Raw genomic sequence first — 15,232 nt, 5'->3', positions numbered from 1 at the left:
CGATGTATCCGATCAGGCCTGATCGGCCTCGCCCACCGGCAGCGCCGCCTTCTTCGGTGCCACCCACAGGCGGAACACGAACCACGCCAGCGCCAGTGCGCCGACGCTGAACAACGTGTCGGCCGGCACCCGCATCCACACCAGCATGTCCACGATCGGCTGCTGCATGAACTCGGCCGAGCGCGCATACCAGTAGCCGTGCTTGAGCGCAGCGCTGAGCTGCAGGATGCCCAGCGGCAGCAGGGTGAACGCGGCCATGCCGGCCAGGCCCAGGTTCAGCGCCCAGAAGCTGGCCTTGAGCAGCTTTTCGTTCCACACCACGTCCGGCTTGAGCCCGCGCAGGCAGAACAGCATCAGGCCGATGCCGAGCATGCCGTACACGCCGAACAGCGCGGTGTGGCCGTGGGTCGGGGTCAGGTTCAGGCCCTGCATGTAGTACAGCGACAGCGGCGGGTTGATCAGGAAGCCGAACAGGCCGGCGCCGACCAGGTTCCAGAACGAGACCGCGATGAAGAACAGGATCGGCCACTTGTACTTCGCCATCCACGGCGTGGCCTTGCCCATGCGGTAGTTGTGGTACGCCTCGAAGCCCACGTAGGCCAGCGGCACCACTTCCAGCGCGCTGAAGCTGGCGCCCAGCGCGATGACCGCGGTCGGGGTGCCGGTGAAGTACAGGTGATGCAGGGTACCGAGCACGCCGCCGGCCATGAACACGATGGTGGCGAACAGCACGGCCACGGTGGCCGACTTCACCTGCAGCATGCCCAGGCGGGTGAACAGGAAGGCGATGACCGCCACCGCGAACACTTCGAAGAAGCCTTCCACCCACAGGTGCACCACCCACCAGCGCCAGTACTCGACCATCGACAGGTGGGTATGCTCGCCCCACATCAGGCCGGCGGCGTAGAACAGGCCGATGGCGACCACCGACAGAAACAGCAGGCTGACGATCGACTTGGACTCGCCGCCGTTTCTGATCGCCGGCCACAGCGCCCGGCCCACCAGGGTCAGCCACAGCACCAGGCCGATGAACAGGAACCACTGCCAGAAGCGGCCCAGGTCCACGTATTCCCAGCCCTGGTGGCCGAACCAGAAGTTACGTTCCAGCCCCAGCTTTTGCATCACCGCGAACCACTGCCCGGCGAACGCGCCGACCACGATCACGATCAGGCAGATCCAGAGGAAGTTGACCCCCAGCCGCTGGAACTTCGGCTCATGGCCGGAGATCGCCGGCGCGATATACAGGCCCATGCCCAGCCAGGCGGTGGCGATCCACAGCACCGCCAGCTGCGTGTGCCAGGTGCGGGTGAGCGAGTACGGCAGCACGTCGGCGATGGCGAAGCCGTAGGCCTGTTGGCCTTCCACCTGGTAATGCGCGGTGATGGCGCCGAGCAGGATCTGGGTGAGGAACAGTGCGATCACCACCCAGAAGTACTTGGCGGTGGCGCGCATCGACGGGGTCACCTTGATCGCGGCCAGCGGGTCGGTCTTCGGCAGCACCGGCGCCATTTCGTCGCCGTGGTTGACCGCGTAATGCCAGCCGAGCAGGGCGACGCCGGCGATCAGGAACAGCACGCTGAACACCGTCCAGATGAAAGTGCTCGGCGGCGCGGTGTTGCCGACCAGGCTGTCGGCCGGCCAGTTGGCGGTGTAGGTGATGTCCGAGCCGGGGCGCTCGGTCACCGAGGCCCAGGCTGCCCACCAGTAGAACGCGGTGAGCTGGCGGCGGTGTCCGGCATCGGGCACGGTGTCGTTGCGCATGGCGTAGGCCTCGCGCAGTCCGGCAGTGGCCGGGTCGGCCGAGAACAGGCTCTGGTAATGCGCGGCGACCGTGGCGATCGCCGCGGCGCGGTCGTTGTCGACGATGATCGTGCCGTCCACGGCGTCGTAGGTATTGGGCCGCAGCAGGGTCTGCACGCGCTTGGCGTAGGCGGCCTGGGTGGCCGCGTCGAGCTGCTTGTAGCTCTCCGCGCCGGCCTCGCGCCGGGCCCACAGGTCCATTACCGCTTCGGCTTCGCGATGCAGCCAGTCCGCGCCCCAGTCCGGCGCGACGTAGCCGCCATGGCCCCAGATCGAGCCCAGCTGCTGGCCGCCGATCGACTGCCAGACCTGGCGGCCGGTCTCGATGTCCTTGCGGGTGAAGATGACCTGGCCGTCCTCGGTCACGACCTTCTCGGGCAAGGGCGGGGCCTGGCGATGGACCTCGCTGCCGACCCATAGCAGGACGGCGAACGAGGCGATGAGCAGGGCCGCCAGCCCCACCCATAGCTTGCGTGTCGAATTCATGATGCGGCTCTCCTGAGGATACCGGCGCATCATCGGCGTGGCCGCCAAGGGGCTCCATGACGCAGGTCAAGCATGCCGGTGATTGCGGTCCGGACACCCTGCCGAGAGCTTCATGCCGTTGCCGTTGCCGTTGCCGTTGCCATTGCAGTTGCAGTTGCAGTTGCAGTTGCCGTTGCCGTGATCTTGCTCTGCTCTTGGCTTTTGACTTTTCACGGCCGTAGAGCGAGCCGAGCACCGCAGCGGGGCGGGGGGCGAAGAGGCGCACGTGTCTGAGCGAAGCGAGCTGTGCGCCGTCCCCCTGGCCCGCGAGGAGCGCAGGGAACCGGCGGGCGCAGCCCGACGGATCGCGTCCCGGCCCGTGTTTCTCTTGGTTACTTCTCTTTGCACGAGCAAAGAGAAGTAACTCGCGCCCCGAAGGGGAGCGAAAGCTCTTGATTCTGCCCTTGCTGTTGCTTCAGCTTTCCAGAACTACACGACAACAGCCAAGGCGCAGAGCCAAAGCGGGAGCCTGAAAGCAGAGCTTTTACTCCTGCTTCGCAGGAGCGAGCCACCTTGACCAGCCATTCGGCTGTTGAAGAGCTCTTCTTTGCTCGTGCAAAGAAACATGGCCCAAAGAGGCGCTTTTCAACAGCCGGATGGCTGGTCAACACGCCCCTGCCTACGCGCCCGACGCGCTACGCGCGCCGGGTCCACTCCGCCAGCGGGATTTTTCGACGAGACCCAGCTGCGATGCAGCTGGGGCCGGGGCAGTCGCCTCACGGCGCCAGCCCGCTCACCGGGGCGAAGCAGTGCTTCGCCTGTTTCCGGTTCGCCCCTGTCTCGTCAAAAAACGACGTGCTCGCCCGCTTCGCAGCCGAGTCCGGGGCAGGCGCCGTGCGGCGCCCGCCCGTCCGGCGGGGCGAAGCGGTGCTTCGCCTGTTTCCGCCGACCCATGCACGTCGCCCCTGCGGGGTCTTGTCCGTCGGCTCCGTCGCTGCGGAAGGGGATCCGGAGGTCAAAAACCAAGGCTGAGGCAAAGGCAAAGGCAGAATCAACGGCAACGGCAACGGCAACGGCAACGGCTGCAATGACAGGAGCCCGCACGGGGCGGGCTCCAGGGGGCTTCGGGATGCGCGGAAAGCGTAACGCCAGGCAGGCTCAGTCGCGCAGGACCGCCAGCGCCATCGCCTCCAGCCGCGGCAGGTCGAGGATCTCCACGTCGCGCTGCTTGATGTGCAGCAGCCCGTCCTGCTCGAACCGGCGCAGCACCCGGCTCACCGTTTCCGGCGCCTGGCGCAGGTAGTTGGCGATATCGGTGCGGGCCATCGTCAGCTGGAACCGGCGCGGCGAGAAGCCGCGCGCGGCCAGGCGTCGCGACAGGCCGATCAGGAATGCCGCCATGCGCTCATCGGCGCTGTTGTCGCGCGCGAACAGCGAGGCCACGCCGATGTCGCGGCTCATCAGCTTGAACAGGTGTTGCTGCAGGTTGGGCAGGCGCGTGGCCAGCAGCGCGATGCGCGGGAACGAGAAACGGCACAGCATCACCGTGTCCAGCGCCACCGCATTGCAGGGGTAGCGGTCGCCGTGGATCGCGTTCAGGCCGATCACCTCGCCCGGCAGGTGGAAGCCCAGCACCTGCTCGTGGCCGTTGCGGTCGGTCTGGTAGGTCTTGACCGTGCCGGCGCGGACCGCGGCGATCGCGCCGAACGGGTCGCCCTCGCGGAATACGTGCTCGCCGGCGCGCAGCGGGCCGACATGCTCGACCAGCACGTGCAGGTCGGCCAGCGCGCCCTTGTCCATGCCCTCGGACAGGCACGCCTGCGAGAACGCGCAGGTGGAGCAGAACGTCAAGGCGTCGCCGTCGTCGGCGACGATGCGCGCGTCGGTACGCGGAAAGACCAGCGGCGAGCTCATTCGGGCACTCCCGTCGGGGTTACAGCGTACGCGAGAAGCACGGTGTCGCTGCGGCGGCGGTGGGCAGGTGGCGGTCGAAGCACATGGCGATGATACGCAACAGCAGGCGCCCCCGCGAGGTCGCCGCCAGGCCGTTGGCGGACAGCTCCACCAGCCCGTCCTGCTGCAGCGCCTGCAACCGCTGCAGCGCCGTTGCGAAATAATTCGGGAACTCGATCACATGCCGCCGCTCGATGTCGCCGAAGTCCAGGGTGCCGTGGCACATCAGCTGCTGGATCACATCGGCGCGGATCACGTCGTCTTCTTCCAGGCGCAGGCCGCGCCAGACCGGCAGGTGGCCGCGGTCGATGGCCTGCTCCCAGCTGCCGAGGTCGCGTGGGTTCTGGCTGAAGCTGGGGCCGATGTGGCTGATGGCGCTGACCCCCAGGCCGATCAGGTCGCTTTCGGCATGGGTGGTGTAGCCCATGAAGTTGCGGTGCAGGCTGCCATTGCGCTGGGCCACCGCCAGGCTGTCGTCGGGCAGGGCGAAGTGGTCCATGCCGATGTAGACGTAGCCGGCCTGGCCGAGCCTGTCGATCGCGCACTGCAGCAGCGCAAGCCTGGCCTCGGGCGCGGGCAGCGCGCTGGCGTCGATGCGCTGCTGCGGGCGGAACATCGACGGCAGGTGCGCATAACCGTAGATCGCCAGCCGCTCCGGGCGCGCCTGCAGGGTGATGTCCAGGGTGCGCGAGAAGCCTTCCAGGGTCTGCCGCGGCAAGCCGTAGATCAGGTCCACGTTGACCGAGCGCAGCCCATGCCGGCGGCAGGCGTCGATGACCGCCAGGGTCTGTTCCACGCCCTGGATGCGGTTGACCGCGCGCTGCACCTCGGGGTCGAAGTCCTGCACCCCGAGGCTGGCGCGGTTGAAGCCGGCCGCGGCCAGTTCGCCGATCTGCCCGGGGCTGATGAAGCGCGGGTCCAGTTCGATCGAGCAGTCCAGGCGCGCGGCCGGGGCGAAGGAGAAATGCCGGCGCAGCACGTCCATGGCCTCGGCGATCTGCGCCGGGGCGAGGAAGTTGGGGGTGCCGCCACCGAAGTGGACCTGCTCGACGTCGCGGTCGCGGTCGAACAGCGCGGACATCATCGCCATCTCGCGGTACAGCCGGGTCAGGTAGGCGGCACCGCGTGCGGTGTCGCGGGTGATGATGCGGTTGCAGCCGCAGTAGAAGCAGGGGCTGGCGCAGAACGGGATGTGCAGGTACAGCGACAGCGGGCGCGGGATCGGGTCGCCGTTGCTGGTCGCCGCCATCTCCAGCAGGTCGATTTCCTGGAACCCCGGGGTGAACTGTGGGGCGGTCGGATAGGAGGTGTAACGTGGCCCCGGTGCGTCGTAGCGCCGCAGCAGTTCGGGGTCGAACAGGGGAGACGGAGTGTCCATTGCGGCAGCCTAGGCAGGCACCGGCGGCTTGTCCTTGACGTGCGTCAACCGCGCCGTGCCGGACCCCTGTCGCACATGGCCACGGAGGGCGCCGGTTCGCCCCGGCCCGCACGGCGGGCGCGCCGGCCGCGGCGTGCAGGCTGCTGCGTTGCCGCAGGCGACGGTCACATGCGCCCGGTAAACTGCTTTCATTTGCAACCGGAGGAACCATGGCCACTCATCGTCCCGTTTCGCTGATCGGTGTGCCCACCGACGTCGGTGCCGGCCACCGCGGCGCGCGCCTGGGACCGGAGGCGCTGCGCATTGCCGGGCTGCCCGAGGCGCTGGCCGCGCGTGGCGTGGCCGTGCGCGACGTCGGCAACCTGCAGGGGCCGCGCAACCCATGGACCGAACCGGTGGGCGGGTACCGTCACCTGGACGAGGTGGTGGCGTGGAACCACGCGCTGATGGAGGCGACCCTGGTCGAACTGCGTGACGGGCGCCTGCCGATCATGCTCGGTGGCGACCACTGCCTGGGCATCGGTTCGATCACCGCGGTGGCGCGCTGGTGCCGCGAGCAGGGCAAGCAGCTGCGCGTGCTGTGGCTGGACGCGCATTCGGATTTCAACACCTCCGAAGTCACCCCGTCGGGCAACATCCACGGCATGCCGGTGGCGTGCCTGTGCGGGCTCGGCCCGGAGGCGCTGACCAGGCTCGGCGGCGACGCACCGGCGATCTCGCCGCAGCAGGTGCGGCAGATCGGCATCCGCTCGGTGGACCAGGACGAGAAGCGCCTGATCAAACAGCACCAGGTGGACGTATACGACATGCGCTACATCGACGAGAGCGGCATGAAGCGGGCGATGGAGGCCGCGCTCGAGGGCATCGATGCCAATACCCACCTGCACGTCAGCTTCGACGTGGATTTCCTCGACCCGAGCATCGCCCCGGGCGTCGGCACCACGGTGCCGGGCGGGGTCAACTACCGCGAGGCGCAGCTGGTGATGGAGATGATCGCCGACACCGGATTGATGGGCTCGCTGGACATCGTCGAGCTCAACCCGTTGCTGGACCGCCGCAACCGTACCGCCAGGCTCGCGGTCGACCTGGTCGAGAGCCTGTTCGGGAAATCGACCCTGATGCGCGATTGACGGCGGCACGACGTCGCTGAACCCGCACCGGCGGCGTTCACGCCCGCTGCACGTGAATGCCGCCAGATTCCTCTCCACACGCGGCGTCGCCACCCGGCGGCCGCCAGTCGAGCAGAGGAGAAACCTGATGAAGCGAGTACTGATGCTGGCCCTGCTGGCCATGTTTTCGGCGGGAACGCTCAGCGCCTGCAACACCGTCGCCGGCGCCGGCAAGGACATGCAGAAGGCCGGTGAGAAGGTCGAGGACAAGGCCCACGACTGCAGCGACGGCAAGTGTTGATCCCCGCCGCGGTCCCTGCGGGCCGCGCCATCCAAGAGCCACCCAGGAGATAGACATGAAGCGCATGGTTGCCCTGATGATGCTGTCGCTGTTCTCGATCGCGGTGCTGTCCGGCTGCAATACCGTTGCCGGTGCCGGCAAGGACGTGCAGAAGGCCGGCGAGAAGGTGGAGGACGCAGCCAAGCGCTGACCCACGGCGATTGGTGTACGTGGAGAAGGCCGGCATCCTGCCGGCCTTTTTCGTTGCCGGATCCGGCGCAAGCTGAAGCGCCGTTCAAGAACATCAGCGCTTGCACACAAATCGTCGATGCCCTGCCAACATCCGCGCCTGCATGCTGTCCGTGCGGCGGAGCTGCCGCCATTCCCCCGAAGAAAAGCAAGGAGACACGCATGAACAAAGACATCATTTCCGGCAAGTGGAGCCAGCTCAAGGGCAAGGCGCAGGCCAAGTGGGGCGATCTGACCGACGACGATTTCAAGGTGGCCGAGGGCAACGCCGAGTACCTCGCCGGGCGCCTGCAGGAGCGCTACGGCTGGGCCAAGGACCGCGCCGAGAAGGAAGTGCGCGATTTCCAGGACACGCTGCACCGGGATCATCCGGACTGGCGCTGAACCAGCGCGCCACCTCCCCCCGCAGCATCCGGACGGGCCGCATCACGCGGCCCGTCCTGCGTCTGCACGATCAGCGCCAGCGCGGCGGCGGGTCGGGCACGAAGCCATCCGGGAACGCGCGCGGCGTGGAATCCCGGCGCTGGCCTGGCACGATGCCCATCCGTACCAGGCGCGCCCACGTGTCGTAGCGGACCTGGGTGACCTGGATGGGCGCGTGGCTGGCGCGCTCGAAGACGGTGGCGTGGCTGGCCGATGCCTCGCGCCCGCCATGGCCGGTGCCCAGTTGCTGGCGTTCGCGGCCGGCGGCAGCGGCCGCCGATGCCGGTGCGTCCATCGCGCGCCCGGCCCGTGCATCCTGCGCGTGCAGTGGCGCGGGCCGTGGCGCCGGCGCCGCGGCGATGGGCAGCGGCCGCGCTTCGGCGAACACCGCAATGCCGACCACACCGACATCGGCCGGTCGGCCGGTGCGGCTGGCGTAGCTGTCGCCGCGGTCGGTGAACACGAACTGCGCCACCTCCGCCGATGACTTGCGCCAGCCGGTGATTTCGCTGTCCTGCCAGGGCTCGAGCACGTAACCGGCCTGGTCCGGCGCCGCGGTCTGGCCGCTGATGGCGTTGACCCCGTCCACCGACAGCACCACCAGCACGCGCTCGCCGCTGAGGTTGCGCAGGCGCACCGCATAGCGGTGCCCCGGGGTGCCGGCGACCCACTGCTGGCCGCGATGCAGGTACGGCGTGGCTTCCTCGCCGCTGTCGCGGTCGACCAGCGACAGCGCCACCGGCATCGGTGGAGGCAGCGGTGGCGCCGGGCGGAAGCCGCACAGGGCGAGGATGGCAAGCAGGCAGACGGGGAAGCGGTACATGGCGGGCTCCGTTGGCGGGGACGCGGCCATGAACGGATGGGTGCGGGCGGCGGGGTTGGCGCGCGGCGGTTACACTGGGCCGGTTAATCCGTCCGTCACGTCTGCGTTCATGACTACCCGCGTCCTTACCGGCATCACCCCCTCCGGCACTCCCCACCTCGGCAACTACGTCGGCGCCATCCGCCCGGCCATCGCCGCCAGCCGCGCGCCGGGGATCGAAAGCTTCTTCTTCCTGGCCGACCTGCACAGCCTGATCAAGTCGCAGGAGCCCGAGCGCACCCAGCGCTCGACCCTGGAGATCGCCGCCAGCTGGCTGGCCTGCGGCCTGGACCCGGACTCGGTGTGGTTCTACCGGCAGAGCGACATCCCGGAAACCACCGAGCTGATGTGGTTCCTGACCGTGGTCGCCGGCAAGGGCATCCTCAACCGCGCCCACGCCTACAAGGCGGCCGTGGACAAGAACCGCGAGGAGCAGCTGGACGACGATGCCGGCATCACCGCCGGGCTGTTCATGTACCCGGTGCTGATGGCCGCCGACATCCTGATCTTCAATGCCCACAAGGTGCCGGTCGGCCGCGACCAGATCCAGCACATCGAGATGGCGCGCGATTTCGCCCAGCGCTTCAACCACATCTACGGCAAGGAGTATTTCACCCTGCCGGAAGTGATCATCGACGAGCAGGTGGCGACCCTGGCGGGCCTGGACGGCCGCAAGATGAGCAAGAGCTACCACAACACCATCCCGCTGTTCGTCCCGCGCGAGGAGCTGAGGAAGCTGGTGTTCTCGATCGTCACCGATTCGCGCGCGCCCGGCGAACCCAAGGACACCGAGGGCTCGGCGCTGTTCCAGATGTACCAGGCCTTCGCCACCCCGGAACAGACCGCCGCGTTCGCGCAGGCTTTCGCCGCCGGCATCGGCTGGGGCGATGCCAAGCAGCAGCTGTTCGAGCGCATCGACGGCGAACTGTCGCCGCTGCGCGAGCGCTACAACGCGCTGATGGCCGAGCCGGAGAAGATCGAGGCGATCCTGCGCCGCCGCGGCCAGCAGCTGCGCGAGCAGTTCGCCATCCCGCTGCTGAAGGAACTGCGCCACGCCGTGGGGCTGCGCGACCTGTCCAGCGCCGGCGACGCGCCGAAGGCCGTGGCCGCGGCCAAGGCCGCGCTGCCGCTGTTCAAGCAGTACCGGGAGAAGGACGGCCGGTTCTACTTCAAGCTGCTCGACGGCGAGGGCCAGCTGCTGGTGCAGAGCGAAGGCTTCGATTCACCGCGCGACGCCGGCCAGCTGATCGCCGTGCTCAAGCAGGCCGAGCAGGGCGATGCGCTGCAGAGCGAGCTGTTCCGCCTGGAGGCCGGCGTCGAGCCGGTGCTGGCGGCATTGCGCCAGCTGCGCGAAGCGGACTGACACGGACACGGCGCCCGCGCCGCCCACCACCCGCCATGGCGCGCGCCCGTCCGGCGCGCGCCGCACATGGAGCTGACGATGGCCTGGTTGTCGTTGTTGCTGTTCCTGCCCTGGTTCGCGGTGATGGCCGCGCTGTACTGGTGGTTCCCGCGGCATCCGCGGCACCGCGCGCGTACCGTGTACGACACCGCCATGCTGGTGCTGGCACTGCTGGTCAGCATCGGCCTGATGCATTGGGGCTACCGCATCGGCGCGGCCGAGATGGATGCCGACAGCCTGTGGCGGCAGATCCTGGCGGTGCTCTATGCCTATGGCGGCTTCCTTGCGGTGATGGTGCTGGCGCTGCTGCTGCGGCCGCGGGTGCTGCGCCACGCCTGACCTGGGGTGGCCGCGGGTGCGACGACGGTCGCGATCCGCGGGTTCCGGCGCGACGAAAGCCGTATTGCCGTGCAGGCCATGCCGGTGACAGCATCGGGTGTGCATCCCGGGAGCCAGCGCATGCGTGCCGAACACGATATCCATGTCATCGACACCGCCTTCCAGCGCGACCACTTCGATGCCGCCTATCTGCTGGTGAACAACGGCCGCGGCGCCTTCATCGACTGCGGTACCAGCCATGCGCTGCCGCGCCTGCTGGCGGCCATCGCCGACGCCGGGCTCGGCGTGGACACCATCGACTGGGTGATCCTGACCCACGTCCACCTGGACCACGCCGGCGGCGCCGGTGCGCTGATGCGGCAGCTGCCCAACGCACGCCTGCTGGTGCACCCGCGCGGCGCGCCGCACATGATCGACCCGGCGCGGCTGGTGGCCGGCGCCACCGCGGTCTACGGCGAGGCGGAGATGGCGCGCAGCTACGGGCAGATCGTGCCGGTGGCGGCCGAGCGCGTGGTGGTGGCCGAAGACGGCCATCGCCTGTCGCTGGGCGGACGGGAACTGCTGTGCGTCGACACCCCCGGCCATGCCCGCCATCACCTGTGCGTGTGGGATGCGGCCAGCCGCAGCTGGTTCACCGGCGACACCTTCGGCCTGTCCTACCGCGAACTGGACAGCGCCCGCGGCGCGTTCATCATCCCCACCACCTCGCCGGTGCAGTTCGAACCCGATGCGCTGCACGCCTCGATCGAGCGGCTGATGGCGCGGGCCCCGCAGGCGATGTACCTGACCCACTATGGCCGCGTGCAGGACGCCGCGCGGCTGGCCGCCGACCTGCACGCGCAGATCGACGCGATGACCGCCATCGCCCGCGCCTGCGATGGCCGCGGCGACCGCCACCGCGCGCTGGTGGCGGCGCTGGGCGCGCTGTACCTGGAGCGCGCCCGCGCGCATGGCTGCCGGCTCGACGACGCCGGCGTGCTGCGCGTGCTCGAGATGGACATCGAGCTCAACGCGCAGGGGCTGGCGTGCTGGCTGGACCGCGCGAAGCCGTAGCTGCCGGGCGCGCCCGGCACGGGGCATCGTCGTTGCAGCTTCATGCGCGGCAAGCCCCGCATCTACGGGTAAAATCCCGCAATCCTCCTGTTGTCTGGTACCGCCGTGAATCCGATGCGCATGCTGTTGCTGTCGTCCTGCCTGTTCGTCGGCGGCATTGCCAGCGCCGCCAACGATCTGCCCGGCGGCGGCATCGACCCGGCGGCGCTGTCGCGGCATGTGCGCATGCTGGCCTCGGACGAGTTCGAAGGCCGCGCCCCCGCCACCGCCGGCGAGCAGCGCACCGTCGATTACCTGGTCGAGCAGTTCCGCCTGGCCGGCGTGCAGCCGGGCGGCAAGGACGGCAGCTGGGTGCAGGAGGTGCCGCTGGTGCGCGCGCAGGTCGACGGCGCGGTCGACGCCAGCCTGCGGCTGGCGGGCAAGCGCCTGCCGCTGGCCAACGGCGAGGACGTGACCCTGCAGAGCCTCAGCCCGCTCGGCGCGGTGGATCTGAAGGACGTGCCGATGGTGTTCGTCGGCTACGGCATCGACGCGCCGGAACGGCGCTGGAACGACTACAAGGACGTCGACCTGCGCGGCAAGATCGCGGTGGTGCTGATCAACGACGCCGATTTCGAGGCCGACGCACCGGGCGCATTCGACGGCAGGGCGGTGACCTACTACGGCCGCTGGACCTACAAGTTCGAGGAAGCCGCGCGGCGTGGCGCCGAAGGCGTGCTGATCGTGCACGAGACCGCGCCGGCGGCGTATCCGTGGGCGACGGTGAAGGCCTCCGGCACCTCGCCGCTGTTCGACATCCAGCGCAGCGAGGCCGATGCGCGCGCGCTGCACACCCCGCTGCGTGGCTGGATGCAGCGCACGCTGGCCGAGCGCATCTTCGCCGCGGCCGGGCTGGATTTCGACGCGGAGAAGCGCAGGGCGATGCGCGCCGACTTCCACCCGGTGGAACTGGGCGACGCACGCCTGTCGGCGCGCTTCAAGGTCAAGCGCGAACCGGTGGTCACCCGCAACGTGGTGGCGAAGCTGGAAGGCGCGACGCATCCGGACGAATCGGTGATTTTCTCCGCGCACTGGGATGCGTTCGGCATCGGCCAGCCCGACGCCAGCGGTGACACCGTGCGCCATGGCGCCATCGACAACGCCACCGGCGTGGCCTCGGTGCTGGAACTGGCGCGGGTGTTCGCCGCCGGCCCGCGCCCGCAGCGCACGCTGTACTTCATCGCCCTGACCGCGGAGGAAAAGGGCCTGCTGGGCGCCAGCTACTACGCCGAGCATCCGCTGGCGCCGCTGGAGACCACGGCCGCGGTCCTGAACATCGAAATGTTCAGCCCCGACGGCGAGACCGCCGACATCGCCACCTGGGGCAAGGGCCGGGTTTCGCTGGAGGCGGACGTGGACCGCGTCGCGCGGGCGCGCGGCCGCCGCTGGTCGCCGGACCCGAACCTGGAAGCGGGCTTCTTCTACCGCGCCGACCATTTCGCCTTCGCCCGCAAGGGCGTGCCGGCGATCACCGTCGGCGCCGGCCTGGACAAGCGCGACGGCGGCGTCGCCGCCGGGCGCGCGCTGCGCGATGCCTATTTCGCCCGCTGCTACCACCAGGCCTGCGACGCATGGTCGCCGCAGTGGGACCCGCGTGGCCTGGCCGCCGACACGCTGCTGGTCTACGACCTGGGCCTGGAGCTGGCCAACAGCCGGCGCTGGCCGGCGTGGGACCAGGGCGCGGAGTTCGAGGCCGCGCGCGAGGCGAGCGACACCGCCAGGCGCTGACCGCAGGCACGCCGCGGCGCGTGCCTGCGCCTGCTCCGCGGTTGCGTCCACCCGGCGGAACGTGCGCCCGGCGGGCAGGCATCGCGCATGCACGCGGGCGCCTGCGGTTGCGCCTCGCTCCATTGGCCGGCGTGCCGCCGGGCGCGGCTGCGCAGGGGCCAATGCGCAGCCCGGAAAGTAGCGGCGTGGGCGACGCATGCCGGGGGCCGGCCGCGGCGGATACAGCATGCCGTTTTTCGGGCTGATCGGCGGCGTCGTGGTGCCCTAGAATCCGCATTCCCCGGATGGCGGTACCTGCCCCATGTCTGCGCCCCCCACCACATCGGCTGCTCCACGGAGCGGCCTTGTCGTACTGGCCCTGCTCCTCGTGTACGTGGTCTGGGGTTCGACCTATCTCGGCATCCACCTGGCGCTGGAAGGCGGCATGCCGCCGCTGTCGGTGATCTCCGGCACCCGCTTCGTGATCGCCGGCGGGGTGCTGTACGCGCTGCTGCGCTGGCGCGGCGTGCCCGCGCCGACGCGCGCGCAGTGGCCGACCCTGGCGGTGATGGGCTTCAGCCTGCTGTTCCTGGGCAACGGCATGGTGGTCATGGCCGAGCGCGACGTGTCCTCCGGGCTGGCCGCGGTGGCGGTGGCCTCGGTGCCGTTGTGGATGGCGCTGTTCTCCGCCTTCCGCGGACAGAAGGTGACCGCGGGCGAATGGCTGGGCATCGCGGTCGGTTTCGCCGGCGTGCTGTGGCTCAACGCCGGCAGCAGCCTGACCGCGACCCCGGCCGGGCTGGTGTTCCTGCTGGTGGCACCGCTGGGCTGGGCGGCCGGTTCGATCTGGTCGCGCGGGCGCGACCTGCCGTCGCCGTTCATGACCGCCGCCGCGCAGATGCTGTGCGGTGGCGCGATCCTGGTGGCGGCCGGGCTGCTGCGCGGCGAGCGCATGGACGGGCCGCCATCGCTGCAGGGCGTGCTGGCGGTGGGCTACCTGACCGTGTTCGGTTCGATCGTCGCCTTCACCGCCTACGTGTGGCTGCTGCACAACGTGCGCCCGGTGCTGGCCAGCAGCTATGCCTACGTCAACCCGGTGATCGCGGTGGCGCTGGGCGCGTGGATCGCGCACGAGCGCTTCAGTGCGGCGGACATCGGTGCGATGGCGGTGATCCTGGCCGGCGTCGTAGTCATCACCCTGGCCCGGCTGCGCCGCGCATGACGCCCGCGCACGAGCACCGCAACGGCCTGCTGGCGACCACCCTGGCGTTCGTCATCTGGGGGCTGTTCCCGCTGTACTGGCGGTTGCTGATCGAGGTGCCGTCGTTCCTGATCATCGCCCACCGGGTGATCTGGAGCGCGGTGCTGCTGGTCGGCGGCCTGGCCATCGTGCGTGGCTGGGGCTGGCTGCGCGAGGTGTGGGCCACGCCGCGGCGGTTCTGGCTGCTGGGCCTGTCGAGCCTGCTGATCGGCGCCAACTGGAGCCTGTACATCTGGGCGGTGAATGCCGGCCATGTGGTCGAGACCAGCCTGGGCTACTTCATCAACCCGCTGCTGAGCGTGGTGCTGGGCGTGGTGGTGCTGCGCGAGCGCCTGGGCCGCCTGCAATGGCTGGCGGTGGCGCTGGCGGCGCTGGGCGTGGCCTGGCTGACCTGGCAGAGCGGGCGCGCGCCGTGGATCGCCATCGGGTTGTCCATCACCTTCGGCCTGTACGGACTGCTGCGCAAACTGGTGGTGGTCGAGGCGGTGACCGGGCTGGGCGTGGAAAGCCTGTTCATGCTGGCGCCGGCGCTGGCCTTCGCGCTGTGGGCGGAGAACGGCCATGGCGGCGGCTTCATCTCCGGCTGGGGCTGGCGCAACGACGCGCTGCTGGTGCTGGCCGGCGTGGTCAGTGCGGTGCCACTGATCGCCTTCGCCTACGGCGTGCGCCGCATCCCGTTGTCGGTGGTCGGGCTGCTGCAGTACATCGGCCCGACGCTGCAGTTCCTGATCGGCGTGCTGGTCCTGCACGAACCGTTCGCGTCCTCGCAGCTGGTCGGCTTCGGGTTGATCTGGGCCGGGCTGGCGGTGTTCGCCGTCAACGGCGTGCGTGCGGCCGCGCGCTCACGAACCCGGGCGCCCGCCGCCTAGGCCCTGCCGCCCGCCAGGGATGGCGGCCGCGCCGGTGCCGGCG

Annotated in this window: 14 protein-coding genes; 10 read left to right on the top strand and 4 right to left on the bottom strand. The window is 69.6% G+C overall.

Features of this window, described 5'->3' with window-relative positions; translation table 11 throughout:
* Window positions 1-12 precede the first annotated feature (12 nt).
* The 3 genes from ACJ7VY_RS14960 to hemN all read right to left on the bottom strand — a co-directional run bounded on the left by ACJ7VY_RS14960 (window position 13) and on the right by hemN (window position 5,596).
* Window positions 13-2,286 (bottom strand): nitric-oxide reductase large subunit, encoded by a 2,274-nt coding sequence (locus ACJ7VY_RS14960; protein ID WP_409475946.1) that lies wholly within the window; start codon window positions 2,284-2,286, stop codon window positions 13-15.
* 1,137 nt (window positions 2,287-3,423) lie between these two features.
* Window positions 3,424-4,179: a helix-turn-helix domain-containing protein gene (locus tag ACJ7VY_RS14955; RefSeq protein WP_104939804.1), complete on the bottom strand. Its 756-nt coding sequence runs from the start codon at window positions 4,177-4,179 to the stop codon at window positions 3,424-3,426.
* A gap of 19 nt (window positions 4,180-4,198) precedes the next feature.
* A complete protein-coding gene (gene hemN / locus ACJ7VY_RS14950; protein WP_409475945.1) occupies window positions 4,199-5,596 on the bottom strand; it encodes an oxygen-independent coproporphyrinogen III oxidase in 1,398 nt (465 codons plus the stop codon).
* A gap of 209 nt (window positions 5,597-5,805) precedes the next feature.
* Between hemN and rocF the strand changes: the two genes are divergently transcribed.
* The 4 genes from rocF (at window position 5,806) to ACJ7VY_RS14930 (ending at window position 7,618) form a co-directional block, all read left to right on the top strand.
* Window positions 5,806-6,726, top strand: a complete 921-nt coding sequence (gene rocF, locus ACJ7VY_RS14945) for an arginase (RefSeq protein ID WP_409475944.1) — start codon at window positions 5,806-5,808, stop codon at window positions 6,724-6,726.
* 127 nt (window positions 6,727-6,853) lie between these two features.
* Window positions 6,854-7,006: an entericidin A/B family lipoprotein gene (locus ACJ7VY_RS14940; RefSeq protein ID WP_054667986.1), complete on the top strand. Its 153-nt coding sequence runs from the start codon at window positions 6,854-6,856 to the stop codon at window positions 7,004-7,006.
* Window positions 7,007-7,061: 55 nt separating this feature from the next.
* Window positions 7,062-7,196 (top strand): entericidin A/B family lipoprotein, encoded by a 135-nt coding sequence (locus ACJ7VY_RS14935; protein WP_054667984.1) that lies wholly within the window; start codon window positions 7,062-7,064, stop codon window positions 7,194-7,196.
* Window positions 7,197-7,396: 200 nt separating this feature from the next.
* Window positions 7,397-7,618 carry a CsbD family protein gene (locus ACJ7VY_RS14930; RefSeq protein ID WP_054667983.1) on the top strand — a complete coding sequence of 74 codons (222 nt, stop codon included), beginning with the start codon at window positions 7,397-7,399 and terminating at the stop codon, window positions 7,616-7,618.
* Between the two features lie 70 nt (window positions 7,619-7,688).
* On the opposite strand, the gene ACJ7VY_RS14925 is transcribed toward ACJ7VY_RS14930, so the two are convergent.
* Window positions 7,689-8,480 (bottom strand): hypothetical protein, encoded by a 792-nt coding sequence (locus tag ACJ7VY_RS14925; RefSeq protein WP_312345337.1) that lies wholly within the window; start codon window positions 8,478-8,480, stop codon window positions 7,689-7,691.
* A 109-nt stretch (window positions 8,481-8,589) separates the two neighbouring features.
* Here ACJ7VY_RS14925 and ACJ7VY_RS14920 point away from each other — a divergent pair, with 109 nt between their 5' ends.
* The 6 genes from ACJ7VY_RS14920 to rarD all read left to right on the top strand — a co-directional run bounded on the left by ACJ7VY_RS14920 (window position 8,590) and on the right by rarD (window position 15,189).
* The gene (locus ACJ7VY_RS14920) at window positions 8,590-9,882 is read left to right on the top strand and encodes a tryptophan--tRNA ligase (protein ID WP_161615356.1); all 1,293 of its coding nucleotides are present in this window, start codon (window positions 8,590-8,592) and stop codon (window positions 9,880-9,882) included.
* Between the two features lie 78 nt (window positions 9,883-9,960).
* Window positions 9,961-10,260 carry a hypothetical protein gene (locus tag ACJ7VY_RS14915; RefSeq protein ID WP_161615355.1) on the top strand — a complete coding sequence of 100 codons (300 nt, stop codon included), beginning with the start codon at window positions 9,961-9,963 and terminating at the stop codon, window positions 10,258-10,260.
* Between the two features lie 120 nt (window positions 10,261-10,380).
* Window positions 10,381-11,313: an MBL fold metallo-hydrolase gene (locus tag ACJ7VY_RS14910; protein ID WP_312345343.1), complete on the top strand. Its 933-nt coding sequence runs from the start codon at window positions 10,381-10,383 to the stop codon at window positions 11,311-11,313.
* 114 nt (window positions 11,314-11,427) lie between these two features.
* The gene (locus ACJ7VY_RS14905; RefSeq protein ID WP_240212553.1) at window positions 11,428-13,080 is read left to right on the top strand and encodes a M28 family metallopeptidase; all 1,653 of its coding nucleotides are present in this window, start codon (window positions 11,428-11,430) and stop codon (window positions 13,078-13,080) included.
* Window positions 13,081-13,381: 301 nt separating this feature from the next.
* Window positions 13,382-14,281 carry a drug/metabolite exporter YedA gene (yedA, locus tag ACJ7VY_RS14900; protein WP_104939797.1) on the top strand — a complete coding sequence of 300 codons (900 nt, stop codon included), beginning with the start codon at window positions 13,382-13,384 and terminating at the stop codon, window positions 14,279-14,281.
* On the top strand, window positions 14,278-15,189 hold the full coding sequence (gene rarD / locus ACJ7VY_RS14895) for an EamA family transporter RarD (protein WP_104939796.1): 912 nt from the start codon (window positions 14,278-14,280) through the stop codon (window positions 15,187-15,189). Before yedA ends, rarD begins: the two co-directional genes overlap by 4 nt.
* Window positions 15,190-15,232: the final 43 nt, after the last annotated feature.

It is taken from the genome of Stenotrophomonas sp. Y-13, from assembly GCF_046267925.1.
Taxonomy (GTDB): domain Bacteria; phylum Pseudomonadota; class Gammaproteobacteria; order Xanthomonadales; family Xanthomonadaceae; genus Stenotrophomonas; species Stenotrophomonas acidaminiphila_A.
This window is presented reverse-complemented; position numbering and strand designations above follow the sequence as displayed.